General features: G+C 33.9%; 27 protein-coding genes. 9 read left to right on the top strand and 18 right to left on the bottom strand.

Annotated features, from left to right (window positions below):
* Positions 1-25: 25 nt before the first annotated feature.
* Positions 26-235, bottom strand: coding sequence for a cold-shock protein (locus H7U22_RS08790; protein ID WP_187070971.1), 210 nt, complete (start codon positions 233-235; stop codon positions 26-28).
* Positions 236-462: 227 nt separating this feature from the next.
* Here H7U22_RS08790 and H7U22_RS08785 point away from each other — a divergent pair, with 227 nt between their 5' ends.
* Complete coding sequence (locus tag H7U22_RS08785; RefSeq protein WP_187070970.1) at positions 463-1,113, top strand: phosphatase PAP2 family protein; 651 nt, start codon at positions 463-465, stop codon at positions 1,111-1,113.
* On the opposite strand, the gene H7U22_RS08780 is transcribed toward H7U22_RS08785, so the two are convergent.
* Positions 1,110-1,712, bottom strand: coding sequence for a Crp/Fnr family transcriptional regulator (locus H7U22_RS08780; RefSeq protein WP_187070969.1), 603 nt, complete (start codon positions 1,710-1,712; stop codon positions 1,110-1,112). The two genes, H7U22_RS08785 and H7U22_RS08780, sit on opposite strands and share 4 nt — an antisense overlap.
* Positions 1,713-1,836: 124 nt before the next feature.
* Between H7U22_RS08780 and H7U22_RS08775 the strand changes: the two genes are divergently transcribed.
* A complete protein-coding gene (locus H7U22_RS08775; protein WP_187071007.1) occupies positions 1,837-2,502 on the top strand; it encodes an HAD family hydrolase in 666 nt (221 codons plus the stop codon).
* Positions 2,503-2,579: 77 nt separating this feature from the next.
* Here H7U22_RS08775 and H7U22_RS08770 read toward each other — a convergent pair whose 3' ends face one another.
* Complete coding sequence (locus tag H7U22_RS08770) at positions 2,580-3,752, bottom strand: aldose epimerase family protein (RefSeq protein WP_187070968.1); 1,173 nt, start codon at positions 3,750-3,752, stop codon at positions 2,580-2,582.
* Between the two features lie 371 nt (positions 3,753-4,123).
* Here H7U22_RS08770 and mgrA point away from each other — a divergent pair, with 371 nt between their 5' ends.
* Both mgrA and H7U22_RS08760 read left to right on the top strand, forming a co-directional pair.
* Positions 4,124-5,119, top strand: coding sequence for an L-glyceraldehyde 3-phosphate reductase (gene mgrA / locus H7U22_RS08765; RefSeq protein WP_187070967.1), 996 nt, complete (start codon positions 4,124-4,126; stop codon positions 5,117-5,119).
* A gap of 157 nt (positions 5,120-5,276) precedes the next feature.
* A complete protein-coding gene (locus H7U22_RS08760; RefSeq protein WP_187070966.1) occupies positions 5,277-6,194 on the top strand; it encodes a cation diffusion facilitator family transporter in 918 nt (305 codons plus the stop codon).
* Positions 6,195-6,206: 12 nt separating this feature from the next.
* Here the strand turns inward: H7U22_RS08760 and H7U22_RS08755 are convergent, their stop codons facing one another.
* On the bottom strand, positions 6,207-8,231 hold the full coding sequence (locus H7U22_RS08755; RefSeq protein WP_187070965.1) for an ATP-binding protein: 2,025 nt from the start codon (positions 8,229-8,231) through the stop codon (positions 6,207-6,209).
* A 106-nt stretch (positions 8,232-8,337) separates the two neighbouring features.
* Complete coding sequence (locus tag H7U22_RS08750; protein WP_187070964.1) at positions 8,338-9,504, bottom strand: DUF3095 domain-containing protein; 1,167 nt, start codon at positions 9,502-9,504, stop codon at positions 8,338-8,340.
* Between the two features lie 171 nt (positions 9,505-9,675).
* Here H7U22_RS08750 and H7U22_RS08745 point away from each other — a divergent pair, with 171 nt between their 5' ends.
* Complete coding sequence (locus H7U22_RS08745) at positions 9,676-12,174, top strand: TonB-dependent receptor (protein ID WP_187070963.1); 2,499 nt, start codon at positions 9,676-9,678, stop codon at positions 12,172-12,174.
* 70 nt (positions 12,175-12,244) lie between these two features.
* Here H7U22_RS08745 and H7U22_RS08740 read toward each other — a convergent pair whose 3' ends face one another.
* The 4 genes from H7U22_RS08740 to H7U22_RS08725 are packed head-to-tail and all read right to left on the bottom strand — an operon-like array spanning position 12,245 to position 15,780.
* The gene (locus H7U22_RS08740; protein WP_187070962.1) at positions 12,245-12,541 is read right to left on the bottom strand and encodes a Dabb family protein; all 297 of its coding nucleotides are present in this window, start codon (positions 12,539-12,541) and stop codon (positions 12,245-12,247) included.
* A gap of 49 nt (positions 12,542-12,590) precedes the next feature.
* Positions 12,591-15,290 carry a DNA ligase D gene (gene ligD, locus H7U22_RS08735; protein ID WP_187070961.1) on the bottom strand — a complete coding sequence of 900 codons (2,700 nt, stop codon included), beginning with the start codon at positions 15,288-15,290 and terminating at the stop codon, positions 12,591-12,593.
* Between the two features lie 12 nt (positions 15,291-15,302).
* Positions 15,303-15,476 (bottom strand): DUF3606 domain-containing protein, encoded by a 174-nt coding sequence (locus tag H7U22_RS08730; RefSeq protein WP_187070960.1) that lies wholly within the window; start codon positions 15,474-15,476, stop codon positions 15,303-15,305.
* A gap of 49 nt (positions 15,477-15,525) precedes the next feature.
* Positions 15,526-15,780, bottom strand: coding sequence for a hypothetical protein (locus tag H7U22_RS08725; RefSeq protein WP_187070959.1), 255 nt, complete (start codon positions 15,778-15,780; stop codon positions 15,526-15,528).
* 135 nt (positions 15,781-15,915) lie between these two features.
* On the opposite strand from H7U22_RS08725, the gene H7U22_RS08720 reads away from it, so the two are divergent.
* Positions 15,916-16,125: a DUF3606 domain-containing protein gene (locus H7U22_RS08720; protein WP_187070958.1), complete on the top strand. Its 210-nt coding sequence runs from the start codon at positions 15,916-15,918 to the stop codon at positions 16,123-16,125.
* A gap of 17 nt (positions 16,126-16,142) precedes the next feature.
* Positions 16,143-16,343: a hypothetical protein gene (locus H7U22_RS08715; RefSeq protein WP_187070957.1), complete on the top strand. Its 201-nt coding sequence runs from the start codon at positions 16,143-16,145 to the stop codon at positions 16,341-16,343.
* Positions 16,344-16,345: 2 nt separating this feature from the next.
* Here the strand turns inward: H7U22_RS08715 and H7U22_RS08710 are convergent, their stop codons facing one another.
* The 5 genes from H7U22_RS08710 to H7U22_RS08690 form a co-directional block, all read right to left on the bottom strand.
* A complete protein-coding gene (locus H7U22_RS08710; RefSeq protein WP_248284707.1) occupies positions 16,346-17,494 on the bottom strand; it encodes a serine hydrolase domain-containing protein in 1,149 nt (382 codons plus the stop codon).
* A 74-nt stretch (positions 17,495-17,568) separates the two neighbouring features.
* Positions 17,569-18,033: a VOC family protein gene (locus H7U22_RS08705; RefSeq protein WP_248284706.1), complete on the bottom strand. Its 465-nt coding sequence runs from the start codon at positions 18,031-18,033 to the stop codon at positions 17,569-17,571.
* Between the two features lie 358 nt (positions 18,034-18,391).
* A complete protein-coding gene (locus H7U22_RS08700; protein WP_187070956.1) occupies positions 18,392-19,174 on the bottom strand; it encodes a helix-turn-helix domain-containing protein in 783 nt (260 codons plus the stop codon).
* Positions 19,175-19,366: 192 nt separating this feature from the next.
* A complete protein-coding gene (locus H7U22_RS08695) occupies positions 19,367-20,233 on the bottom strand; it encodes an OmpA family protein (RefSeq protein WP_187070955.1) in 867 nt (288 codons plus the stop codon).
* A gap of 125 nt (positions 20,234-20,358) precedes the next feature.
* On the bottom strand, positions 20,359-22,338 hold the full coding sequence (locus tag H7U22_RS08690; RefSeq protein WP_187070954.1) for a sialate O-acetylesterase: 1,980 nt from the start codon (positions 22,336-22,338) through the stop codon (positions 20,359-20,361).
* Positions 22,339-22,509: 171 nt separating this feature from the next.
* Between H7U22_RS08690 and H7U22_RS08685 the strand changes: the two genes are divergently transcribed.
* Positions 22,510-22,893 (top strand): transmembrane 220 family protein, encoded by a 384-nt coding sequence (locus tag H7U22_RS08685; RefSeq protein WP_187070953.1) that lies wholly within the window; start codon positions 22,510-22,512, stop codon positions 22,891-22,893.
* Here the strand turns inward: H7U22_RS08685 and H7U22_RS08680 are convergent, their stop codons facing one another.
* From H7U22_RS08680 to H7U22_RS08670, 3 genes are all read right to left on the bottom strand, one after another.
* On the bottom strand, positions 22,894-23,085 hold the full coding sequence (locus H7U22_RS08680) for a hypothetical protein (protein ID WP_187070952.1): 192 nt from the start codon (positions 23,083-23,085) through the stop codon (positions 22,894-22,896). It abuts the gene before it with no gap.
* Positions 23,086-23,230: 145 nt separating this feature from the next.
* On the bottom strand, positions 23,231-23,947 hold the full coding sequence (locus H7U22_RS08675) for a competence protein CoiA family protein (RefSeq protein WP_222621823.1): 717 nt from the start codon (positions 23,945-23,947) through the stop codon (positions 23,231-23,233).
* 122 nt (positions 23,948-24,069) lie between these two features.
* Positions 24,070-24,324 (bottom strand): hypothetical protein, encoded by a 255-nt coding sequence (locus H7U22_RS08670; RefSeq protein ID WP_187070951.1) that lies wholly within the window; start codon positions 24,322-24,324, stop codon positions 24,070-24,072.
* 120 nt (positions 24,325-24,444) lie between these two features.
* On the opposite strand from H7U22_RS08670, the gene H7U22_RS08665 reads away from it, so the two are divergent.
* A complete protein-coding gene (locus H7U22_RS08665) occupies positions 24,445-24,696 on the top strand; it encodes a hypothetical protein (protein WP_187070950.1) in 252 nt (83 codons plus the stop codon).
* A gap of 13 nt (positions 24,697-24,709) precedes the next feature.
* Here H7U22_RS08665 and H7U22_RS08660 read toward each other — a convergent pair whose 3' ends face one another.
* On the bottom strand, positions 24,710-25,588 hold the full coding sequence (locus H7U22_RS08660) for a polyphosphate kinase 2 family protein (RefSeq protein WP_187070949.1): 879 nt from the start codon (positions 25,586-25,588) through the stop codon (positions 24,710-24,712).
* Positions 25,589-25,651 lie beyond the last annotated feature (63 nt).

The following is a 25,651-nucleotide window of genomic DNA, read 5'->3' as shown; positions in this document are numbered from 1 at the left end:
ATATTCATCACAAAACCTCAACTCATCAAGTTCTATCCAACATTCTAATCTGAAATGCCTGTTTACTTTTGTTACCGATTAAAATTTGATAATCTACCATTACCCCTTCTTTAAGTTCTTTAGGTTCACCAATAACTTTTTCGCAATCTGCAAAAACTGCTTCTGTTCCATCTTCTGGAACAATAAATCCAAAACCTCTGTTTGGATTATACCATTTAATAATTCCTTTAGGCATATTTTTTAATTAATAGGTCTATTAATTTAAATGAATGCTTTGAGGATAAAAAATATTATGACATACAATGAAATAACCTTGATTAATAACGTTTTATCCGTGACTAAAATATTTCGTCAATAAGTATATCCGTTGTCGCGAGGCCAACCTATTTTTAAGACTTAATTGTGTAAATGTAAAAAATCAATAGATTTGGAATTTCAATACTGAATTACCACCTGTTGCCTATGTTTTTAAAACCAAAAACACTTCTCTTTTTACTCATTTTGTTAATTGCGAGTTTCGTCTCACTCAGCGTATTTATAAATTTTAACCCACTATTTGCTTTTGATATTAGCACATCAGTTTTTATGCAACAATACCATTCTAATTTTTTAGATAAAGTTATGTTGGCCATTAGTTTTTTTGGAGAGTTGCCCTATTCGCTATTGTCGGTGGTAATTGTAGCACTGATATTTTATTATTACAAATATAAACGAGAAGCTTATTTTATATCGGCAACCTTAATTTCTGGATTAATTATTCTGGGGATAAAAAACATAATCAACAGACCAAGGCCGACTTCATTTTATGTTAGATTAGTTGAAGTAAATAGATTTCAAAGCTACCCTAGTGGGCATGTGCTCTCCTATATCTTGTTTTTTGGTTTTCTGATTATCTTGATGAATACGCTAAAAACCATTCCTAAAACAACCAGGATAATTGTAACATATTTCTCTGCCTTTTTAATGATTACAATATCTTTCTCCAGAATATATCTTGGAGCACATTGGTTTACAGATACTTTGGGTGGTTTTTTATTAGGATTAATTTGTTTATACCCTTTAACTTATTATTATTTTAAGTATAAAAAGGAAACACCTCAAGAAAAAAATTAAGAGTTCAGTTTTGCTCTTCTTCTAATCCTACTTAAAGTTTCTATCCTCATGCCTAAATAACTCGCTAAATATTTAAGTGGGATTCTAAACTTTATTGTTGGATGATTATCTTTAAATTGTTTGTATCGAGCCTCTGCAGAAGGAATTCGAGATAATATGGATCGTTCTTGAGACATATGATAGTGAATGGCCAACAATTTACGCCCAAGTATATTCGATTCTGGAAATTGAACATAAAGCTTATCGATAAAGCTATAAGGCAATACAAGCAAATTAGAATCTTCTATTGCTTGGAGATGTTCAAAATAAGTTGGAGCAGTATTGCCCGGGTTTCTGATGGTTCCAATTAGTCCATTTTCTTGAGTTAACCAAGTCGTAATATCCTTACCCTCGTCTAAAATGAAACCCCGAACCAGCCCTTTGATAATAAAGAATACACACTCTTTGCTATTTTCCTGAACGGAATCAATTAAAGAATTTTTCTTTACTGTAATCCTAAATGTTTCTTTTAAGGCAAAGTCTATTATTGCTGGACTTAACGGTTGCAATTTATTCAAAAATCTAACCAGTGGTTCATTATCAATACTAACTTCGCTCATATACTATTAGGGTGATACGCCAATGATGCAATGTATTACTTGATTAGCACAATTGCAAATCGTAGGTTTTTAAAATAATTTGAATTTAACAGATTCATCAGAAATTTCTGATAATTTTGCGCTCATGATAGAAGCACAACCCAAAGCCTTTCTTTTTGATTTAAATGGAACCATGGTAAATGATATGGTTTTCCATAACCATGCATGGCATTTAATTCTAACCAAAGATTTAGGTGCAAACATAAGTTTCGAAGCCGTGAAGAAACAAATGTATGGTAAAAATCAGGATTTATTAGAACGTGTTTTTGGTGTTGGCCATTTCTCTCAAGAACAAATCGATCAAATTTCAATAGAGAAAGAACACCGTTACCAAGCGGCTTATAAAAAGCATTTAGCGCTGATTTCTGGTTTGGGAGATTTTTTAGAGAAAGCGAAACAATCTGGAATTTCAATGGCAATTGGCTCTGCAGCTATTCCTTTCAACATCAACTTTGTGCTTGATAATTTAAACATTAGGCATTACTTTAAAGCAATTGTTAGTGCCGAAGATGTTGCCAACAGCAAGCCAGATCCAGAGACTTTTACTAAAGGAGCTGATATTTTAGGCGTTCCATACAACCAAAGTATTGTTTTTGAAGATGCGCCGAAAGGCGTAGAAGCGGCTAAAAATGCAGGGATGAAGTGTGTTGTTTTAACCACTATGCATACTGCTGAGGAATTTAGTGCCTATGATAATATTATTGCCTTTATAGAAGATTATACTGACCCCATTTTAAACAATTTGTTTTAAACAAAAAATACGGCTTGCAACAGCATGCAAACCGTATTTTATAATTTCAATTTTAGCCCAATAACACAATCGTTTTGTTAATTGCTAAACTTATAAATTGAACTTGTTTTATAAACTTGTCCAGGTTTTAAAATTGTGCTTGGAAAACTAGGCTGATTTGGAGAATCTGGGAAATGCTGAGTCTCCATTGCAAAAGCTGTTCTAAAATCATCCTTCGCACCAGATTTAAACGTGTTTTTGCTTTGCATAAAGTTTCCACTATAAAACTGCAAGCCAGGCTCCTGCGTATAAATATCCATTACAATACCAGATTTATCCCCTTTTACCGTTGCAGCGTGGAACATATTCATGGCTTTTGTTTTATTTAGAACATAGTTATGATCATAGCCTTTACCAAATGTTAACTGCTCATTTTTATCGTTAACACGTGCACCAATAGTTGTTGACTTTGTAAAATCAAAAGGCGTTCCTGCAACTTTTTCAATTTTACCTGATGGAATTAAAGTAGAATCTACAGGTGTGTATTCATCAGCAAAAATTTGTACTTCATGATTTAGAATTTCTCCGCTTCCATCACCATTTAAATTAAAGAAAGCATGGTTGGTTAAGTTTACTGGAGTAGCTTTATCTGTTTTAGCTTCATAATCCATTTTCAATTCATTATCATCTGTTAAGGTATAGGTTACCTTAACATCTAAATTACCTGGGAAATTCTCATCGCCATCTTTTGATAAATAATGAAGTTCTAATGTATGATCATTTACTTGTTTAGCATCCCAAACCACATATTGGTAGCCTTTTTTACCACCATGTAAAGTATTTTGACCGTTATTTGTAAACAGCGAATAGGTTTTGCCTTCCAATGTAAATTTTCCTTTTGCAATGCGATTTCCGTATCTACCAATGGTTGCACCAAAATAAGGTTCAGTAGATTTTTCATAATCGTTTACACTTTTAAAGCCCACAACTACATCAACAAGTTTACCCGCTTTGTTTGGAATAAGTAAGCTTACCAAACGACCACCGTAATTTGTAAAAATGGCTTCAGCGTTGTTTTTATTTTTTAAGGTATAAAGCGCTGTTTGCTTACCATCTATTTCCTTTTTAAAAGAATCTGCAACTAATTTTACTACTGCAACAGAATCTTTTGTAAGGCTATCTCCTGAGGATGCTTTTTTTGTTTCAGATTGGCAAGAAGCAAATCCAATTGCAGCGATAGCTGCTACGCTCGTTAATGATTTCAAATTCATGGAACTGATATTTGGGTTAGATTATTAAATTAAGTTTTTAAATATAATTATAAAGATTAACAAAGCAAATAAATCGATTTAGGATATCATTAGAGGAATAATATTTTAACTTATCATCAAGAAAAATGCGTCTTAAAAATTCTCTTTCATCAAAGTCAATCATTTAAATATTTCACATAACATCAAGAAACTGTTTAAATTTAGAAAGTTTAAGTTGTATAGTTGGAGGAGATACGAACTAAGGCATTAGTTTTTTGCGTGGAAAAAAGAACTAAGCCTCCAAGTTGTTTGTATTCTTTTACAACATGGTATTTAATGCTGAAAAATCAGCCAATTCTAATTAATATTGTACCGATCATATCTTAAAAAAAATGAATAGAGAAATTTCAGATACCCGTTATGAAAACATACCTTATCGCCGTTGCGGAAATAGTGGATTAAAACTTCCAGCAATCTCACTAGGTTTATGGCACAACTTCGGGCACGTTAATGTATTCGAAAATAGTAAAGATTTAATTTATACTGCTTTTAATAATGGAATTACCCATTTCGATTTAGCCAACAATTATGGACCGCCTCCAGGCTCTGCCGAAGAAGTTTTTGGAAAGATATTGAAAGATGATTTTAGAAACTATCGTGATGAAATGATTATTTCGAGCAAAGCGGGTTATACCATGTGGGATGGCCCTTATGGAGATTGGGGCTCTAAAAAATATTTGGTTTCGAGCTTAGATCAAAGTTTAAAAAGAATGAAACTGGATTATGTAGATATTTTCTATCATCATCGCCCTGACCCTGAAACGCCTTTAGAAGAAACCATGAATGCGTTAAGCTTAATTGTACAACAGGGCAAAGCTTTATATGTTGGCATCTCTAATTATCAGGCGCCAGAAGCTGAAAAAGCAATTAAAATTTTAAAAGATAATGGTACTCCTTGCCTAATTCATCAACCAAAATACTCCATGTTCGAACGTTGGGTAGAAAATGGTTTAATGGATCTTTTAGGGAATAATGGTGTAGGCTGTATTCCTTTTTCGCCATTGGCGCAAGGTTTATTAACTGATAAATATTTGCACGGAATTCCTACGGATTCTAGAGTGGCCACAAGTGGGGTCTTTTTAAATGAAAGTAGTCTAACACCAGAAAAATTAGCTGTTATTTCGAAATTAAATGACATCGCAAAATCTCGCGGACAAAAACTGGCGCACATGGCGTTATCTTGGATTTTGAAAGATGATCGTGTAACTTCTGTATTGATTGGTGCAAGTAAACCCGAACAAATAACAGATTCTATTAAAGCACTCGATAACATTATATTCAGCGAAAGTGAAATTAAGCAGATTGATGAAATACTGCAATCGGCCTAATTTCAATTATTATAATTATACGTAGAGTAATCACATAAAAATTTGATTACTCTACGCATTGTTTATTTTCTAAGGTGTGATAAATATCCTCCAGAGCCAAACTAAAAGCCATTTTAATCGTTTAAGTTTTAAATCAGTTTAAAATTCCAAAACAACTATGGCAAGAGCCAATAAATCTATTTACAGCGCTCTGGCGGCCAATCTTCTTATTGCAGTAACCAAATTTATAGCAGGTGCTTTTACCAATAGTTCTTCAATGATTGCTGAAGGAATTCACTCTACGGTAGACACAAGTAACCAGTTATTATTATTATACGGCTTAAAAAGAAGTGTAAAACCTCCAGATCAACACCGTCCTTTCGGTTATGGTAAGGAGCTTTATTTTTGGTCGTTTATAGTTTCCATTATGATTTTTGGTCTTGGAGGTGTCCTTTCCATCTCACAAGGAATTGAGCACATTCGGCACCCAGAAATTTTAAAAAACCCAGGTTGGAATTATCTAGTATTGGGGCTTTCATTTATTTTTGAAGGAGCATCGTTAATTATCGCCATTAAGGAATTTGATAAAACTCGAAAAGGAATTTCATGGTGGAAAGCCATTATAAAAAGTAAAGATCCGTCAGGATTTTTAGTGCTTTTTGAGGATGGAGCGGCTGTTTTAGGCTTGTTGATTGTTTTTGTTTTAATGGTTTGCAGTCACAGTTTTAGTATGCCATTTTTAGATGGGCTGGCATCTGTTCTGGTTGGTACACTATTAATATTCGTTTCCTTTATTTTAGCGAGAGAAAGTAGAAGTTTGCTGATGGGAGAAGGTTTAACACCAGAAACTCAGCAGAAAATAAAAGTAATTGTAGAAAATGATGAAGATGTAATCGAACTTAAAAACATTTTGTCCATGTATCAATCTCCGCGTGAAGTGCTGTTAATCCTTGTATTAACGTTTAAACCCGAATTGGATACTGAAGATTTGACCACCGCTATTGATCGATTAAGAGAAAAAGTAAAGCGAGAATACGATGTAATCAAATTTGTAATTATTCAGCCTCAATCCATCAAAGGAATTGTAAATAAGTAGCGCTATTTTTTTTTAAGCTAAAGGAATTGTAAAATGAAATTTAGAGCCTTCACCAAAGGAGCTTTCAGCCCAAATTTTACCATTATGGCGCTTAACAATTTCGGCACTTAAATATAAGCCAATGCCAAAGCCAGATATGGTTTTAGTTTGCTGATTGTTAACTCTGTAGTAACGATCAAAAAGTTTATCGAGATGTTGTTCTTTTATCCCAATTCCTTCATCTTCAATACTCACATGCGCTAATCCATCAATAATTTCAGAATGTACGTTGATTGTTTTCCCTTTTTCAGAGTATTTTATTGCATTGCTCATTAAGTTCGAAATCACCGCTCCAATTTTATCTCGATCTGCATGAATAATTTTTGCTTCGCAGCACTCGAAGTTAATTTTATATACAGAATCTGTCAGTTTGCACTCATCAACAACTTCACTGAGCAATTCTTCCAAATCAAAATCAGTTTTTATAAGATGAATTTTACCCGATTCGAGACGAGAAACATTTAAGAAACTACTGATCATTGTACTCATTTTGCGAATCTGCTTTTGTACTTTGTCAAGTGTAGCAGATGCAAAATCATCACTATTATTTTTACTTTTTGCTTGGAGCAATTGTACATAAGCACTAATAGATGTAATTGGAGTTTTCAATTCATGACTGACCATGCTAATAAAATCATTTTTCCGTTGCTCATCTTGTTTCTGTTCAGTAATATCCATTACAACTCCAGAAAGCGCATTTATTACACCATCTTCATCCTTAACCATTTTACCGAAAGATCTAACCCAAACCACCTGTTCATCACTTGGTCTTTTTAGGGTGTATGATATGTCACAATTACCAAGACTTTCTATTGCATTTTTAATGTCTACAGAAACTTTTTCTCTACAATCTTCCGTAATTAAATCTAGAATTTTTTCAAAATTGAAATCCTCAACTAAATCAATCCCATAAATTTGTTTTAAAATGGGTGAAGATTTTAATTCATTTGTAAGGGTGTTAATTCTCCAAGTTCCAATATTTCCAGCCTCTAGTGCAAACTGTAACATTTCTTCTGCTCGTTCTACTTTTTTCCTTGCCTTTACCTGCTCTGTAATTACATTGGCAGATAACATTATGCTATTAATTTTTCTTTCTCTATCTTTTAAGGGTTGATAGATAAAATTAGAGTAAACTTCCTCAATTTTTCCGTTTTTCTCTATAAGCTCTTTAATCTCGTTTCCAAAATAAGGCTCGCCAGATGAATAAACTTGGCTCAAAATATTATTAAAATCTTGATCAACAAGTTCTGGAACGGCCTCTAGAAGTGTTTTACCAATAATATTATCCGTTTTTCCCCAAGCTTCTAAAATTTTCTTGTTTGCAGATTCAATTCTTAACTCTCTACCAGAGAAAACTGCAATAGCTACAGGAGCATCGGCGAGCATATTACGAATCCTCGCTTCGCTATTTACAAGTTCAAGTGTACGGCGAGCCACCCGAGATTCGAGCTCTATATTGAGTTGACTTAGATTTTCTTTTGATAAGTGCAAGATTTTATTCAGATTTTCAAGCTCAGAATTTGCTTCTTGAAGTTCTTCGTTTAAACTTTGTTCTCTCTCCAAGGCTTCTTTTTGAAGCAGTGCAAACTCAATCGCTTTTTGACCCAAAACCTTCTCAGTTACATCAGAAGCAGTGTGTAAAATACAATATGGTTTACCAAAATCATCTTTAATTGCTCTATATTCATAACTATAATAGGAAGTTCGAAGGTTCCCATTAATCATGGTTTCAGCAGGAATCGCTTCACCAGAATCCGTTATCCCAGTTAACAACACATTTCTCAACATTTTAACAAAAGGTTGCCCTTTAAACTCTGGAACAGCATCTTCTAAAGTTTTTCCAATTATACTCCTATCCTTTCCCCAAAAATTAATCATAGCATCATTAGCCATTTCGATAACTATGTTTTCCGAAGTGTAAATCGCAGTAGCATCTTTTGAAAGTGTAAGAACTTGCAAAAGTTGATCATTGTTTAATCTTCGATTATTGTTATCCATGTAGGGTTGAGTAAATGTTGCTCTTATCTTAAAAAAAGCTTATACAATAAACTACAGCCGAACCTAAAAAATGTTTTGAATTGTTAAGGAGAAAATTAAGACGGAATTAAATTGAGGATATTTTTTTAAGTTTTTGTTTCAAAATGCCTGCTGCTTTAGTGTAACCACCTTCAGAGCCATCAACAAAATGGATGTGATCATCTACCAAATCCCTAACATAACAAGACATTACGGATTCGCCACTTACAAACAAGCCGTATAATATATCTTGTTCATTTTCCATATCATTTAGGGCATGTTGTAAAATCAATCTTTGCTTTTCAGTTCCAGTTATTACTGTGTTTATTCGCCCATCAATGACCAATGTATCAGACATTTCTACCAATTTTTTAAGATAGTTCTTACCGCTGTCCGTTCGGAAATAAATATATCCGTAAAGGTTAACAAACCAGGTTTTAACGAGTTCTAAAACATTAATTTTGCCAATCCTACTTCTCATCTCTTTGCCTAAATTATTAAAGCTGGTTCTAAAAATAAGTTTGGGTATAGAAATTGGCTGTCTCTTTTCTGGCAATCCATAAATGCGATCGATATGTTTTATAACCTTGCTAAAAACCTTTGCCTGTTTTTTAAAATCTTGGGCAAGTACAATTAAGGTAACAACCTCTTCGCTATGCTCTGGCGGTTCTATTTTATCCCACCTGCACTGCATTCCACTTAAATCCAATTCTTGATTTTCAGTATCCTGATCTGCAGTTAAATAATCATCGCCCTTAATAATTTTTTCTGCATAATTTAATCCATTGCCCAAAACAATCGGAATAGAGAAGTTTTCGGTACTATTAAATTTGCAAATTTTTAACTCATGGCCATGTTCATAAATTTCTTTTACAGAGATAATTCCTGTTCGCAACTCCAAATTAAAATTAGCCAAAGTATTGGCCTTGTAAAGCGCTAATGCTTTCATGGAATCATTTACAATTGATGGCGGAATTATGAAAGTAGCACCATCTCCCCCAAAGAAAAAGGGAACAGAGATACTGGCTTTGAAGGAGATATTTAATACGGTAACAATGCTACCAGTGGCAATTAAATTCACATTTTCATGTAAACCTTCCAAAACAGCATTAGTAGAACTTTTTATATCTGTAATAATTACAAACCAATCGTTAGGTACGTTATGGAACAATTTATTCTTCAACAAAAGTTCGCTAAGCGAGATCTTATTTTTTGGAAGGTTAGAGTAAAAGTTTGCGATGTTATTAGATGGCATTTGTAAGTCCTATTTCTATATCTAATATACATAAACAAGGAGAAACAATATTTGTGAGATTTTATCTTTTTAAAATAAATCACAATTTCTATTTAGAATAATTAAAAATAATTTGTTTTAGTTGAACAAAAGCAGTTTCTTTGCGCCTAATAAGAATTAATCTAAATAAAAATGTATAAAAAATTTACTCTTTTCGTTAATTTATTGGCGTTTGTTCTGTTCCTTGCAGGGAATGTTCAGGGTCAGACTAAAAACGGCTCAATTTCGGGTCTGATAAAAACGAGCGATGGTAATCCAGCTTCGTATGTTAGCGTTGGATTGAAAAACACAAATAAAACGACTCAAACCGATGGCAAGGGAAATTTCTCCATAAAAAATATTGCACCAGGAAATTACACCATCAAGGTTTCTGCTATTGGCGTATCTGCTCAAGAAAAATCCATCACCGTTTTAGCCGATCAAAATATCAATACAGATTTCTCCATTGCAGAGTCTTCGTCTCAGTTGGATGAGGTTGCTATAAATGGCTATAAAACACCGAATAAAAAACCTGTTAATTTGGGTAAAATTGCAATTGCGCCGATGGATCTTCCACAATCAGTTCAAATTATTGGCAATCAAGTAATTACTGATCAGCAAGCTAACCGTTTAAGTGATGTGCTTAAAAACGTTAATGGAGTTGCTTATGGTGAGAATCGTGGCTCAGTAAGTGGCGAAACTTTCTTTGCTCGTGGTTATAGCTTGGGTGCAAACAACGTTTTCAAAAACGGATCACGTGCTACAAGTGGCGGCATGCCCGAAACCAGTACTTTAGAATCTGTTGAGGTTTTGAAAGGAAGTGCCGCATTACTTTATGGCGGTGTAACTGGTGGAGCTGTAGTAAACTTAGTTACTAAAAAACCTAAATTCGAATACGGTGGTGAAGTTTCTATGCGTGGTGGTAGTTACGATATGTACAAACCTACTGGCGATATTTACGGCCCGATTACAAAAAACCTTGCATTCCGCTTAATTGGCACCTATGAAGACGCTGCAAGTTTTAGAAACAGCGTTAATTCGAATCGAGTGTATGTAAATCCATCATTGTTATATAAAATTGATGAGAAAACTGACATCCTACTTCAAGGCGATTATTTAAAAAGTAATATGACACCAGATTTTGGTATTGGTACTGTCGATAATAAAATAATGGATATTGGTCGTGGTGCTTTTGTTAATGCGCCTTGGGCTTACAATCAAACCAATACAGTTACTTCGCAATTAAATATTAACCACAAGTTTAACGACAATTGGAAATTGAATATTTTAGGTAATCTTCAATCTTATAACCGTAATTATTTTAGTGCTGAACGTCCTTTTGCCGATACGCAGGCAGCAAACCCGCTTCCTTACGGTATTGCAGCACGTAATGTTACGCGTTCTAAAACGAGAGAATTTACCTACAACGAGCAAATTAATTTAAATGGTGCTTTTAAAACAGGAAGCTTAGCTCATACTTTATTGGTTGGTGCAGATGCAGATCAATCTAGAACTACCAGCGGAGGATTTACTTTTAACAATAACTTAACCACATTTAACTATGGCAATGTAAACCTGTTAGACCCTACAACTTATTTCGGAACCGGTACTGAACCGGGAGTCAACGTCGTATCAGAAACATTTGCTCCATTATACCGTATGGGTGCGTTTGTTCAGGATTTAGTATCAATTACCGAACAATTTAAAGTACTTGCTGGCGTACGTTATACATTCCAAAAAACGCCTAGAACTGTTACAACAAACTTGGCAACAGGCGTACAGACATTAAGTGTAAACAGTTTAGATAAATCGAAAACAGAAAGTGCTTTTACTCCGAAATTCGGATTGATTTATCAGCCTTTAAAAACTACATCTATTTACGCTAGTTATGCAAGTAACTTTATTCAAAACACTGGTACTGATATTAATTTAGCTCCTCTTGATCCATCCACAGTTGATCAGTATGAAGCTGGGGTTAAAAACGATTTGTTTAATGGCAGATTATCGGTAAATTTAACGTACTACAGAATTGCGAATGATAAATTTGCACAACAAGCCTTACTAAATGCTCAAGGTGCCCCAAATGGCGATGCCAATATTAAAGAGCTTAACGGAAAAACATTGAGTGATGGCCTTGAACTTGATATTACTGGAACGATTGTTAAAGGTTTAAACTTTATTGCAGGTTACAGCTATAACTTTATTCGTTATACCGAAACTCGTGATAAAACAGTTTATACTGTTCCAGCTCCAACAACAGCTAATCCAGCCGCTACAAGAACCATAACCTTAGGTGGAGTTATTGAAGGACAACGTTTGGTTGGCTCGACCAAAAACACAGCCAATGGAACATTATTTTACACTTTTCAAGATGGGAGTGTAAAAGGCCTAAAACTTGGTGCATCAGCATATTACACTGGCGCTCGTAATGGCGGTTACAATGACAGTAAGATTCAAACTTACAGTCGTTTAATTCCATTAACCAGTTTTACAACATTCGATTTTTCTGCAGGCTATAATTGGAAGAAAATATCTTTATTGGCTAAAGTTGCAAACATTACAAACGAATTAAATTATTTTGTACATGAAAACTATAGCGTTAACCCAATTCCTCCACGCCAGTTTATGACAACTCTATCTTATAAATTCTAAAGATTAGATTTCAAATAAACCAAAAAACCGAATCAATTATGATTCGGTTTTTTTGGTTTTAGCTCTTTATTTAATTGGCATCATAAATAATAACCTTTTCAAAAAACACTTTAAACTCATCTAAAAAAGCTTTGTGTAATGTGTGCACCTGATAAACATCATGAGCCGCCAAATCCTCAAAAAATAAAATTAAGCTAAATGTATAAGTTGTATCAACAACTGCACGTTCAATTGGCGCAGGCGTTCCAATGTGGAAGTTTTTCACAACTTCAATGTTTTCAAGGGTTTCTAAACTCTTACGAAAAGCAACTTTCTGATCTTCAGTGGTATCGGCTTTAAGCCAAAATAAAACGTGGTGGGCTATCATTTCTAATTTTTTTCCAAATATAATGATTGATCACAACTTGTGAACTTTCTTATCCGAAAACGCTTTTTGCTTTGCTAATTGCCTTTTTCAAATCAATTCCTTTTCCTAAAACGCCTTTAAATAAATCGCCTTCAACTTTCAAACGATCTATTGCATTAAAAATATTGAAATCTTTCATTTGCAAACCCGGTTTTACTTCATCCCAATGCAATGGCATAGAAACGGTAGCACCAATTTTTGGTCTTAAAGAATAAGGGCCTGCTATTGTTGCTCCTGGTCTATTTTGCAAGAAATCTAAATACATTTTTCCTTTTCTTGCAGAGATCATTCTTTCCAATGAAGTATATTCCGGAATTTGATCATGAACCAGATTTACAATAATCTTCGCAAACATCTGACTTTGATCATAAGTATATTTTGCATTTAGTGGAATATAAATATGCATTCCTGTAGAACCTGAAGTTTTGCAGAAACACGGCACATCAATCGCATCTAAAACCTTTTTAACCTCAAGCGCTGCTTCCACAACTTGATCAAAAGTATTTTTATCTGGGTCCAAATCAATTACACAATAATCCGGATTGTCGGGATTTTGAATTCGACTAAACCATGGATTCATTTCAATACAACCCAAACTTGCCATCCACATTAATGTAGCCTCATCCGTACCGACCAAATATTGCTTTTTTTCGCCTTCACTGGTTTCATAAGGAAAAGTTTTCACCCAATCAGGCGCTTTTCCTTTTACATCCTTTTGATAGAAGCTTGGTCCGTGGATGCCGTTTGGAAAACGGTTTAAAGATTGCGGGCGATCTTTCAAATAGGGCAAAATATATTCGGCAACTTGATAATAATAATTAAACATATCCCGCTTCGTTACTTTATCCTCAGGCCAGTAAATTTTGCTCAAGTGGGTAAATTTCAGATCATGACCTTTGATTTTCCGAACCTGCGTTTCATCTTTCGGATTTAATAACGTTTTCGTTGCTTCACTTTTTGGAGGTTTAATCGCACCATTATGTTTATCATCTTTAATTTCGGCAGTTTCCATGATTTCATCTGTTGATTGTTCTTCTTCTCTAACAACATCTTTAGCTTTTTTATCCACTCTCATTCCCTGAAATGAAGGGTGACGAAAAACGCCATCATCCGTAACTTCGGTAAACGCAACTTCACAAACTAGTTCTGGCTTTAGCCATGTAGCTTTTGCCTTTGGCGGATTCGGACGGAAGCGGGAGGGTTTATTTACATCAGGAATTTCATCAAATGGGCTTTTATCTACAATTAAAGGTGTAAACTGCTTCAACATTTCTTTTTGAAGTTTATCCGAAAAACCTGTTCCAACCTTACCAACATATTGGAGTTTGTCTTTTTCATAAACGCCAAGTAACAATGAACTAAATGATTTTGAAGTATCTTCATTTTTGGTAAAACCAGCAATTACTACTTCCTGCCTTTTATGTACTTTTATTTTTAGCCATTCCTTTGATCTACGATCAGGACTATACGTGCTATCCGATTTTTTAGCGATAATACCTTCCAACCCCATTTTTTCTGCCGCCGCGAAAAAGTCAATTCCACTGGCTTTAAATACTTTCCCTAGCCGTATTCTGTCATCATTAGTTGGGAGAATATCGTTCAAAATTGCTTGCCGTTCTGATAATGGCATTTCCATTAAGCTTTTGCCTTCGTACCAGAGTAAATCAAAAACATAAAAAACCAGTTCTCCATCTGCCTCGCTTCTCCAATTTTGCAATGCACCGAAATTAGAAACCCCTTTTTTATTGAGCACTAAAATTTCGCCATCCAAAACAGCGTTTAATTTCCATTTTTGAAGGAGATCATAAATTGGATAAAATTTTTCGTTGAAAGATTTATTATTTCTGGAGAATAAATTAACTTTTCCTTTTTTTATAAATGCTAAAGCTCTATATCCATCCCATTTAACTTCATATTGCCAATTAGAATCATCAAAAGGTTCGTTAACCAAAGTAGCCAGCATAGGTTTTATTCCATTAGGCATTGCAGATTTTGGTGCATTTTTTAAAAGTAGTTTTGGATCAGACTCGGCATCTTCTCCAACAGCTTTAGCTACATTTTTAACTTTTTCTACAGGCTTTTTTTTTTCGGGCTTTAACTTTTCTTCATGTCCTTCTTTCCAAACCTTTTCTGATGTTTTTTCCATTTTCTCTATGCTATTTCCGGATAGTACTGATTTATCTTCTTTGGTAATGTCTTTCGTAGAAGCGAAATCATCTTTATGTTTAATAAGCAACCAGCCATTTTCGCCCATACCATGCGTTTTAACCAAAGCAAACTCGCCATGTAATTTTTCGCCATGCAGTTTTATTTTTAACGAGCCTTCTTTAAGTTGATGAATGAGGTGTTTTTCTTGAGCCTTTTTCCCTTTAATTTCTGCAATTGGCTCGTAAGTACCCTCATCCCAAACAATTACAGTTCCGCCACCATATTCTCCTTTAGGAATAATGCCTTCAAAATTTTTGTAATCATAAGGATGATCTTCAACCATCATTGCTAAACGCTTATTTTTTGGATCTAGTGATGGGCCTTTCGGAACGGCCCAGCTTTTTAAAACGCCACGCATTTCGAGTCTGAAATCATAGTGTAAACGAGATGCATCATGTTTTTGAATCACAAACATTAATTTTTCATCATCCTTACTCTTTCCCGCTTTGGGTTCAGCAGTTTTAGAAAAGTCTCTTTTAGACACATATTTTTCCAGACTCATAACCTATAAGATTTACTTTTTTAGATACTGTTCAACTTCATCAGCATTTGATCCAATGATTTGGACTGTTGCCTTTAGCTTATCTTTGCTAATACCAAATTTAGTGGCCCAATAGTCTACCTCATAACTTTCGTTGATGTTGATTCTGGTTCGATCGGCACCAGCTTTTTTTGTTTTATCATCCATAACATATTGATTAGATGTGAATAAAACACTTTCCAAACAAAAAATGTTTTTAAATATCGTTCGCTGAAACATCGTTTTCAAGAGCAGGATCACCGGTGCTCTCGTGTGTATCAAAATCTTGACCTTCTAATTTTCCACCTTCTTTTGAATAATCACCACCTTCCAGCGTATCCTTTAAACTTTTATCATCTTCAGATTGATCTTCATTTTGTGATCCGCCGAAATTTGTTCCGTCCACATTACCTTCATAAGCATTTTGCAAACTTTCTTGATTTTCTTTTTCACTTGGATTTATATTTTCCATAAGGATCTAATAAGCGCAAAACATTTTGCTATTTATAGAAGCATTAAATCGAGATAAAAGTTTACACTATTTTGGTTTTTCTCACCAAACCAAGCGCTAACTATTGTGTTATTCTTATAACCAATATATAAACCGATGGAAAATCAAGATGTTTCAATGATTGATAAACGTGAACTTATCGACATTGCAGACGAACAGGACCGTAATTACTGGGCTGCCAGACTTGGAGTAAGCTCCGAAACACTAAAATCTGCTATTAGAGCAATTAGAAATTTAGAACTTATTAAGATTAAGGAATATTTAAACATGACGAAAACTAATCAAACCGCCAGTCAACAGATTTAAAACCTTAAATTTTTAAGATGAATACTAAAGTTCAAGAAAAAAAAGCCGAGATTAAAGTTTATCCAAACGCAATTTCAGATTGTAGCCACTTAATAGATTTACCTGCTACAAATCATCAATTTTTTATTAATAAAAGTGAAGGGAACACCTCAATAAAACCAGAGATTAGGGTATTGAGTATTTTTCATCCAAAAAATGGACTCTCTAAACTACTATAAATTTATTTTATAAAGTTTGTATATAAACTATTAATAGAAGCTTGGATTAAATCGCAATATCCTTTAGTGTAAACTGGGTTGCATCCATTTGTTATAACCACAATTCCATATTTTTCTTTGGGGTTAAAAAACATTGCACTGTAAAGGCCATATGCAGATCCGGTATGTCCTTTTAAAGTTAATCCCGGAATTAAATCATCTACACTTCTCATGGCCATTGCGTATCCTTCTTCTTCTGAAATTTTGGTTTGCATAAGCTTTGAATGTTTTTTAGACATGATTTTTACCCCATTGTACGTTCCATAATTCATGTGCATCGTCATGTATTTTGCTAAATCTGGAGCCGAAATCTTCATTCCGCCAGTTGGAGAAAATATTGGTGTGGAATAACCCATAACGTAATTTTTAATTTCCTCTCTTCTAGGTGCATAAGCAGTTGGTGCTGGCGTGAAGGTTTTTGTATCGTTATTGTACTCATAAAGCGTTACAAACTTTGCCGAATCCAAAGAATCAACGCAGTAACCAGCATACAATCCCAGTGGTTTTAAGAGATGATTCTTAACATAATTATCAAACCGTTCGCCTGATATTTTTTCGATTACGGTACCAATTAAATTAAAATTTAAATTGCAGTATTCATAGCCCTTTCCAGGCTCATAGCTATTATAACATTTTGCCCAATCCGGATTTTTATCTGGGTTGATTACATCCAATTTTAAATAACCTTGACTATCATTTAAGCTTGAACGATGAGAAAGCATCATTTTTAATGTAATTATCGTTTCTGGAAATTTAGGATTTCTAACCTTGAAACCCACCAAATTACTAAAGTCATCATCAAGCGCTATTTTACCTGCCTCAACCAATTGCATAATCGATGTTGCGGAGAAAGATTTAGAAATAGAGGCAATTCTAAATAGATCCTGATCGGTTAATGGAACATTATTTTCTACATTTTTTAAACCGAAAGAATGGGTATAGATAATTTTATTTTGCTTTACAACCGCAACAGAGACACCAACAGCACTATATTTAGCCATAATATCCTGTATCTCAGCTTCTGCCTTTTCTACTTGGGCATAACTAGATATTGAATAGGTTATTAAAGCAGTTACGGTAATAATAAACTTAGAAAATGTAAATCGCATCATATATTTAGGGATAAAGCTTAAATATATGGATAGAAAATAAATTTTAAAGTTTCGCCTTAACGTTGTTACAAAGATTATTTAGCATCATTAACTTCTAACCAATGTCCATCGGGATCTTTGAAATAAATCTGTTTTACACCATCCGCCCTCAAAGTTATCCCACCAACATTACCAGCCCAATTTTCGAAGCTTATATTTTTTGATTTTAATGCTTTTACAAAAACATTAACAGAGCCTACGCTAAAACATAAATGTTCATTTTTATCGAAAATACATTGCCCGTTTGCTCCTTGAATAATGTGTAATTGACCAGCAGAACCTAAACTGAACCAAGTATGTTTTCCATCGTGAAAGGGTTCAGGAATTTTTTCTAATTCAAAAACCTCCTCATAAAAAGTTGTGGCTTTATTTAAATCTACCACATAAAGAGCAATATGGTTTAGAATAGCTTTGGGTTTAGGCATTTTTTCTTGAGCTAAAGTTTTTTCAACAGGAATAAAGAATTTAACAACTAGAATTAACAAGGCGATGTATCTCATATTTTAACTTTTAGGCTTTATAAAATGTTTTTCTATGCAATTAAGTTCTTAAGGTTAATTTAATAAACAAAATTTATTACTTATCCACATTAAATATACTCAAAAACATCCCTAATAGGCATTAACTAATTAAATTACAGAAATGTTTACAACATGAAAGAATAGATGTTTTTAATTTCGAATTAGAAGTATTAATTTAGTGCCTGTAAAATTGATGCGACTGAATTTAAGAGAGACAGTAAGCAAATCCTCATGTGATTGAAGCATTAGCAACAATTGCGTTGGGCCTGGAATACCTGCTAATAAAGAAGTGATTTATCGAAAGGATACAACATTTTTTATATAGTCGCATCAATTTTCAATTTTTTGCCCCCTGCAAAAATTCGGCAACAGAAATTCCTTTATATTTTTTATAAGTTGCATTAAAGGCAGAAACTCTTCCACATCCTAATGATTCGGAAATTTCGGCAATAGAATAATCACTATTAATTAGCAATTCTTCTGCTTCTCTAACTAATCTTTCTTTAATTATGGTGAGTAAATTTTTGCCAAGAATGCTTTCTAAGAAGTTGTTTAGTTTCTTTGTAGACATGCCCATGCCTTCTGTATAAAAGCCTGTTGTTCTTTCTGATCTAAAATATTGCTCCAAAATTGCTCTAAAACGAAGCAATTGTTGCATTTCATCTGGAGTAAGCACTTTAAGCATCACATCTAATCCGGAAGCATAGCCTAAAAAAAGATAGATGTATTGAGAGAGCAGACTGATATCTTTTTTTAATTTGATGTCTTTATTAAGCTGTTCAATCAAGTTAACCATTTTAATCAGCTTGTTTTGATCAAGATCTTTGTAGGAAAGGGTTAAAAAAAGATTTTTTGCTTGAGGATCTGGGTGTTGCTGTAAAAATTCTATGAAAAGGTAGCTGGTAAAACTAAGCCAATAAGCAGATTGTATATTTGCTTCCAGCCTAATTACACCTTCTTCTGGTATAAAAAATACCCTGCCCGGTCGTAACTCATATTCGCCAGAATTCATACACAAAAAACCGCTCGCCTCTTTAATAATCAGCACACGCATAGGAAAGTAGGCATCAACCCCCCGCTCCCGTTTGTACAGCCCATTGATATTCTCAAGCTGTATCATAATTAAATTTGTTTACCCATTACGCTTTGAAAATAGTAAATTGATTTCAAATTAGACGATAAAGCACCAAAATGGTTACAATTTATTTAAATTGGTAACTATTATTCATTAAATATATTAAAAATATATTTACAATTAAACCAAAAAAAGGCAAAATCGTTCAGATTTTGCCTTTTTAAACTTACAAAAATCTTATTGTTTTGGAGCTTGCTCGGGTGCTTTACCGATTAATTCCATAAACTGATCTAATTTTGGTGTAATTATAATTTGAGTACGTCTGTTTTTTGCCTTGCCTGCAGGAGTGCTATTATCCGCAATCGGATTAAATTCTCCCCTACCACCTGCAGTTAAGCGTTTAGGATCTACAGCGTATTTGGTTTGAAGCGTTTGAACAACAGACGATGCTCTCAATGCACTTAAATCCCAATTGTTTCTTATATTGGTTTGAGCAATTGGAAGGTTATCTGTATTACCTTCAATCAACACATCGTAACCATCGTAATCTTTAATAATTTTAGCAATCTTACTTAAAGTTTCATTGGCGTTATCAGAGATTTCGTAACTACCAGATTTATAAAGCATATTATCTGATAGAGAAATATAAACTACACCCTTAAGCACTTGAACATCCACATCTCCCAATTCTTCCTTACTTAATGATCGTGTTAAGTTATTCGTTAACACCATATTAAGCGAATCACTTTTGCTTTTAGCGTTAATTAATTGTTTAATGTATTTGTTTGATGAATTAATCTCATCAACCAATTTAGAGATGTTTACATTTCCTTGATTACTAGAGCTTAAGCATTTATTAAGTGCATCTTGTAAAGCAACAACATTTGCTTTTTCGGATGTAATCTGTTCTTCCAAACTTTTAACTCGGCTGTTAGCTCCTGTTAATTCTCTTTGGCTATCTTGATATTTATTGCTTAATTCTTGATTTCTTTCACGAAGTTTCGAATAAGTTGTTTGCAATTCAGCATACTTTTTGTTGCTTACACAACCGGCTATCAGGATGATAGAAAAGAGCACTATTGGGATTGATTTGTACAATTTCATAATCTTATTTTGTTTAAAGACTATAGCGTAACAAAATTGATGCCTTTAAGTTTTATTTCTTACAACTATTAGGCATAAAAAAAGTCTTGATTAAACAATCAAGACTTTTTAAAACTATTTTAAAACTATTTTTTATTGAAAGTAACCCCTTCCCAAACATCTGTTCTAAACGGAGAAGCTGGTAAGTTGGATGCATTGGTTAAATTAGCTTCTGGATTATTTTCCCAGGCATATCTAACAGAAACCGGATTAGTAACCTGATCGCTGCTAACCAAAATTTGATTGCCTTTAACAGTTGCTTTTGCCCAATAAAACTTTTTATCTGCTCCAGCTATTGCGAAACCTTTTAGTTCATTTCCATCAACAGATTTTAGTCCATCAGCATATTCAAAACTCAATTTAATTTGATTCCCTTCTACTTTTTGGGCTTTATATAATGGCCCGGAAAAGATAACTTTTTGTCCATAAACATTTGCATCGGCAATTAAACCTAATCTTCTGCCAACTTCTTGTTTGTTTTTAGGATGAATATCTTTGGCATCACCAATATCAATTATTGTAGCCATGCCTGTATTGGGTAAAGAAATCGTTTGCAACTGAGCCTCTCTCAATTCTGCCCAAGCAGATTCAACTGGCTGGTCTTCCTTTTTCATAAAATTAGCAAGCTGAACAAAATAAAATGGAAAATTGCCTTGGCCAAATTTCTGACGCCAATCTTTAATCATGGTTGGAAAAAGTTCACGATATTGATAAGCCCGATCTGCATTACTTTCTCCCTGATACCAAATTGCACCTTTAATAGAGAATTGCAAAAATGGATGAATCATTGCATTGTACAAAACAGTTGGACGATTTGGATTATTATCAGACGCTGGAGCAGGTTCTACATCTTTAAAATTTAAGCCAACCTTGTATTTCCAATCACCTGCTAATGAGATACTTTCATTTGATGAACTTACTAAATTCATATCCTTTGCATCGCCATATAAGCCACCACCACCTGCATTATCAAATACCTTAACAGTAATTGTATTTTCGCCTGCTTTAAGTAAATTATTTGGAATTGAATATTTACGTGCTTGGTTATAGCCCTGAGTTTCTCCTACTTTCGTTCCATTTAAATAAGTAATATCATTATCATCAATTAAGCCTAAATTAAGTTTAACATCTTTTCCCACCCAGCTTTCAGGTAGGCTTACTTTTTTGGTAAACCAAACAATACCATCAAAATCTTTCAATCCAGCATCTTCCCAAAGCGTTGGTACTTTCATTGTTTGCCACTCTGAAGCATCAGTTAATACCCAACTTTTTCCACTTTGAGCACCCAGATCTTTATCTGCCACCATCTTCATCCAATTTTGAAGTTTTTGTTCGTAAGGAACTCCAGAAGTTGTTTTGGTAGATGCTCCTATTTTCTCTACAGCAGGAGCAAAATCAGGCATTTTTTTAAGCGATTCGCCACTCGTCCAAGCTTCGGCAATTGTACCTCCCCAAGAAGTATGAATTAAGCCAATCGGAATTTTTGTTTTGTTATAAACTTCTCTTGCAAAGAAATATGCAGTTGATGAAAACTCAGCAATATACTGAGGGCTACAAGCTTGCCATCCACCGTTTTGTACTTTTGCATTATCTAATGGCGTATTACTTGTAATGTGATCTGCCTGTAATAAGCGAATGTTCGGATAATTTGCATCAGCAATTTCCTTTTCATAATTCTGAATTCTTCCCCATCCTGCTAATGGCATTTCCATGTTCGATTGGCCAGAGCAAATCCAAACATCGCCAATTAAAACGTTGTTAAGCTTTAATTCTTCACCATCAGAAATGGATAGAGAATAAGGTCCGCCAAATACTGGTGTTGCAACCTTAATTTTCCAGTTTCCTTTTTCATCTGCTGTGGTAGAATATTGTTTGGAATTCCAAGAAGTTGTAATGTTAATTTTTTTGCCTGCATCTGCCCAGCCCCAAATTGCCGCATTGGTTTTTTGCTGCAGAACCATATTATCGCTAAATACTGATGGCAGAATAACTTTCGCCTGCACCAACTGGAGGCTTGAAATAAAGATTATAACGCAGATTAGTAAACGAAACTTAAAATTGCTCATATGTGTATTTAATAGTGATTAGAAATGCTAATTTACATTTTCTAATTAAATTTTTAGTATGCGTAACATAAAAGCAACACAATCATTTTAAGGATTTTAAAATTACGGTGAGTTTAGAAATTGTTTCAGACTTATGGAAAAAATTATTTCCTTTACGCTTCTCAAAAACCTATGAAAGTTTTCAATATTATCTTCTGCGTTTTATTTATTGTGAGTGCAGGTTTGCAGTACAATGATCCCGATCCATATATATGGGCTCCTATTTACCTTTATGGTGCATGGCTCTGTTTTAGGGCATTTCAAAATAAATTTTATCCGAAGGCGTATCTCTTGGGTGTTGCAGTTTATACTTTATATGCACTGTATCTGTTATTCGATAAAACAGGTGTCTTAAATTGGTACGAAAACCATAATGCAGAAAATATTGTGCAAAGCATGAAGGCTACTAAACCGTGGATTGAAGAAACTAGAGAATTTGGAGGATTGTTAATTCTTATTGTTGTACTGTTGATCAATTATTTTTATAGCAAGTGGCATCAAAATAAAGCTAGATAATTACTTTTTTATTAATGCAACTTGAGCTTGCATTTCTAAAATAAATGGATTTTTGGTTTTGATAAAACTCACCAAAAAAGCGAATACAACAAACACAAATATGGCAATTAAAAAAGTTGCCATCATTTTATTATTTGAGTCAATTTGAGCCTTAGACCTTCCCTGTTCCATTTCGTTTTTCTTATTAAGCAAATTCGGAACACCAAAAATTGGTATTTGTTTGCGTTTAAGAGCCTTTTTTAAAGGAAAATCGATGAACGCTGTTGAATTGTAGATGTACCTAAACAAATAGTAGGATTTTGTCGAACTCCATAATTAACTTCAATTTAAAGGAACATCATTGCTCCCCAGTACTCCAATATTGATCGATAAATGATTTTCTAGTCATCATTTTCAGATAAGCATAATCGCCAGATATTTGATCTCTTTTTTGGAGCTGATACAAAAAATGACCACCAAGATCGACTATGATTGGACACTTGGCAGAAAACCAGACACTGTGAGGCTGTTTCCAACAAAAAGAATAATAGTGAGAAGTTAGCGGGATGCCCTTTATTTCTGGGTGATAGAAATTAAGAATTTTGGGCTTGATAAGTCCTAATGAAACCTCTGATTTTCTGACCATTGATAAATGATCGGAATGGCAAAATTCGTAATCAGTTAATCGAGGATGATCAACATCTGGTAGGTTTTTAAGGATTCTGAAACCTTTAAATTTTTTACCATTCAAGATCCAAACCAAATTTGGATAAAAGGCTTCCCTACTTTCTAACTCGATTAAAGATATAGGCGAATTTTGAAACTCTAAGGTTGTACCGCACGGCGTATGCACATCTGCTCGGTGCATTTCCCCACATTTCTCATCGTAAAAGCAAACTTCACGATAGTTTTGAGGAAAGGCCTTTTTCCAGTTTTTATGCCATGGCGTTTCCCCTGGATAGATTCTTGGAGTTTTTTGAAGTATGGAAGAATTGGTTCCAGCAGTTTGAAGATCAATAATGGCGGAAACATTATTGTTTTCAGTTTCTTTATCTTGCTGAAAGTGGAATTCCATTTTTACTGTAATTAGGGAAGGCAAATTTATACCAAAAATTTTAGCAAAGCAAGTTAAGCACAGCAAAACTAAGATAGAGTTAGAAGAAAATAATTATTAGTTACTAGAGTGCCTACAAAAATTTATAAATTTATAGTAGGCTGTTCTTTAAGCATCTCTGCTTTAACTTCATCGTGCGTATGCTGCAACAGCTTCTTAAATTCTGCTATGTTTCTTTCAAAAGTTTCTATGGCTTTTTTGCCATCAAACTCTACTTCAGCTTTTAAATCGTTTTTTGCAAAGCGAATAAAACTTCGTAATGAAAACATCAGGGTTTCATTGCGCTCGTAGAGTCTTTTTCTAGTTTCTTGTTCTATTGCTTGTGCAAGGTGCTCCATAATTATATCCGGTTTGTTAATATAACACTAAAGTAACCTCCAAAGTTTTTAGATGAAAAGGGATACCAAAAAAGCAAAACTTTATTTATGCTATAATGTCTTAGCAATAAACATGTTGTTATGAAAGTTAAAGAAACCATGATCTTCACATTAAAAAATGGCGAAAAAGCACTAATATTATTGGCCGAAAATGAAGAAGAACAAGAAAAATTATATCATCACCTTACTGTGGATGCTTATAAATTTAAAAATGAAATTGCCGAAACTGAACCCAGAATCGATTACATTTCATCAGGTTACAGAAATGAAAAAGATGAAGTTACTTGGAACAATGATTATATCCCTGTACCCAAATGGTTTGAAAAAAACTAGTTGGGAGAAAATTCTATTCTCCCAACAGCGCTATTTTAGTTTCGCTCAACTTACCCTGTTCCTCTTCATCTAAAACAGGAAATTTGAGATTTAAACTTTTCATTTTATCCTCAATAATCTCACTGATGGCTAAGCGGGCAAACCATTTTTTATCAGCAGGAATAATATGCCAAGGTATATTTTCGGTACTCGTTTCATTTATTGCATCTTCGTAAGCTTTCATATAATCATCCCACAAATCACGTTCTTTTATATCTCCAGAAGAGAATTTCCAGTTTTTGGTTGGGTCATCTATTCTCTCCAGAAAACGTTCCTTTTGTTCGGCCCTGCTCACATTTAAAAAGAATTTTATGATCACTGTTCCGTTGGCTGTTAAATGTTCTTCAAAGTTGCGAATGCTTTGATAACGTTGCTTCCAAAAATCCTTATTTATTTTTTTCACATCAGCATAGCCGGGAATATTTTCGCTTAAAATATATTCTGGATGAACTTTGCAGACTAAAACATTCTCATAATGCGAACGGTTATGAATGCCAATTCTACCTCTTTCTGGTAAAGCCTTATAATGCCTCCAAAGAAAATCATGCTCATACTCTTCGGAGGTTGGAACCTTAAAACTAAAAACCTGACAACCCTGAGGATTTAAACCACTCATAACGTGCTCTATAGCACTATCTTTACCTGCAGCATCCATTGCTTGGAAAAGAATTAGAACAGAATGTGTGCCCGAGGCATATAACTTTTCCTGAAGATGATCTATCTCAATTTTTGAGTTGATTAGCGCATCTTTTGCTTTCTCTTTTGTATATCCTCCTGTATAATCGGTTTTAACGTTTTTTAAAGAAAATTTTTTATCTCCTTGTACAATTAAGCTTTTAAATTCGTTTTTCATACTTATGTGTTAATTTAGATAAGTCAATCCATCAATTATTTAAATATAGAACTAAAAAATAAG

The organism is Pedobacter fastidiosus (genome assembly GCF_014306625.1).
In the GTDB taxonomy this organism is placed as follows: domain Bacteria; phylum Bacteroidota; class Bacteroidia; order Sphingobacteriales; family Sphingobacteriaceae; genus Pedobacter; species Pedobacter fastidiosus.
This window is presented reverse-complemented; position numbering and strand designations above follow the sequence as displayed.

What these genes read in the sequence shown, in the direction of transcription:
- ligD (WP_187070961.1), bottom strand. Translation starts at nt 15,290, where the DNA reads ATGAGTCTGGAAAAATATGTGTCTAAAAGAGACTTTTCTAAAACTGCT.
- H7U22_RS08685 (WP_187070953.1), top strand. Translation starts at nt 22,510, where the DNA reads ATGAAAGTTTTCAATATTATCTTCTGCGTTTTATTTATTGTGAGTGCA.
- H7U22_RS08780 (WP_187070969.1), bottom strand. Translation starts at nt 1,712, where the DNA reads ATGAGCGAAGTTAGTATTGATAATGAACCACTGGTTAGATTTTTGAAT.
- H7U22_RS08665 (WP_187070950.1), top strand. Translation starts at nt 24,445, where the DNA reads ATGAAAGTTAAAGAAACCATGATCTTCACATTAAAAAATGGCGAAAAA.
- H7U22_RS08720 (WP_187070958.1), top strand. Translation starts at nt 15,916, where the DNA reads ATGGAAAATCAAGATGTTTCAATGATTGATAAACGTGAACTTATCGAC.
- mgrA (WP_187070967.1), top strand. Translation starts at nt 4,124, where the DNA reads ATGAATAGAGAAATTTCAGATACCCGTTATGAAAACATACCTTATCGC.
- H7U22_RS08710 (WP_248284707.1), bottom strand. Translation starts at nt 17,494, where the DNA reads ATGATGCGATTTACATTTTCTAAGTTTATTATTACCGTAACTGCTTTA.
- H7U22_RS08790 (WP_187070971.1), bottom strand. Translation starts at nt 235, where the DNA reads ATGCCTAAAGGAATTATTAAATGGTATAATCCAAACAGAGGTTTTGGA.
- H7U22_RS08785 (WP_187070970.1), top strand. Translation starts at nt 463, where the DNA reads ATGTTTTTAAAACCAAAAACACTTCTCTTTTTACTCATTTTGTTAATT.
- H7U22_RS08675 (WP_222621823.1), bottom strand. Translation starts at nt 23,947, where the DNA reads ATGGAATTCCACTTTCAGCAAGATAAAGAAACTGAAAACAATAATGTT.
- H7U22_RS08705 (WP_248284706.1), bottom strand. Translation starts at nt 18,033, where the DNA reads ATGAGATACATCGCCTTGTTAATTCTAGTTGTTAAATTCTTTATTCCT.
- H7U22_RS08700 (WP_187070956.1), bottom strand. Translation starts at nt 19,174, where the DNA reads ATGATACAGCTTGAGAATATCAATGGGCTGTACAAACGGGAGCGGGGG.
- H7U22_RS08660 (WP_187070949.1), bottom strand. Translation starts at nt 25,588, where the DNA reads ATGAAAAACGAATTTAAAAGCTTAATTGTACAAGGAGATAAAAAATTT.
- H7U22_RS08750 (WP_187070964.1), bottom strand. Translation starts at nt 9,504, where the DNA reads ATGCCATCTAATAACATCGCAAACTTTTACTCTAACCTTCCAAAAAAT.
- H7U22_RS08690 (WP_187070954.1), bottom strand. Translation starts at nt 22,338, where the DNA reads ATGAGCAATTTTAAGTTTCGTTTACTAATCTGCGTTATAATCTTTATT.
- H7U22_RS08725 (WP_187070959.1), bottom strand. Translation starts at nt 15,780, where the DNA reads ATGGAAAATATAAATCCAAGTGAAAAAGAAAATCAAGAAAGTTTGCAA.
- H7U22_RS08730 (WP_187070960.1), bottom strand. Translation starts at nt 15,476, where the DNA reads ATGGATGATAAAACAAAAAAAGCTGGTGCCGATCGAACCAGAATCAAC.
- H7U22_RS08760 (WP_187070966.1), top strand. Translation starts at nt 5,277, where the DNA reads ATGGCAAGAGCCAATAAATCTATTTACAGCGCTCTGGCGGCCAATCTT.
- H7U22_RS08755 (WP_187070965.1), bottom strand. Translation starts at nt 8,231, where the DNA reads ATGGATAACAATAATCGAAGATTAAACAATGATCAACTTTTGCAAGTT.
- H7U22_RS08740 (WP_187070962.1), bottom strand. Translation starts at nt 12,541, where the DNA reads ATGATAGCCCACCACGTTTTATTTTGGCTTAAAGCCGATACCACTGAA.
- H7U22_RS08770 (WP_187070968.1), bottom strand. Translation starts at nt 3,752, where the DNA reads ATGAATTTGAAATCATTAACGAGCGTAGCAGCTATCGCTGCAATTGGA.
- H7U22_RS08695 (WP_187070955.1), bottom strand. Translation starts at nt 20,233, where the DNA reads ATGAAATTGTACAAATCAATCCCAATAGTGCTCTTTTCTATCATCCTG.
- H7U22_RS08775 (WP_187071007.1), top strand. Translation starts at nt 1,837, where the DNA reads ATGATAGAAGCACAACCCAAAGCCTTTCTTTTTGATTTAAATGGAACC.
- H7U22_RS08745 (WP_187070963.1), top strand. Translation starts at nt 9,676, where the DNA reads ATGTATAAAAAATTTACTCTTTTCGTTAATTTATTGGCGTTTGTTCTG.
- H7U22_RS08715 (WP_187070957.1), top strand. Translation starts at nt 16,143, where the DNA reads ATGAATACTAAAGTTCAAGAAAAAAAAGCCGAGATTAAAGTTTATCCA.
- H7U22_RS08670 (WP_187070951.1), bottom strand. Translation starts at nt 24,324, where the DNA reads ATGGAGCACCTTGCACAAGCAATAGAACAAGAAACTAGAAAAAGACTC.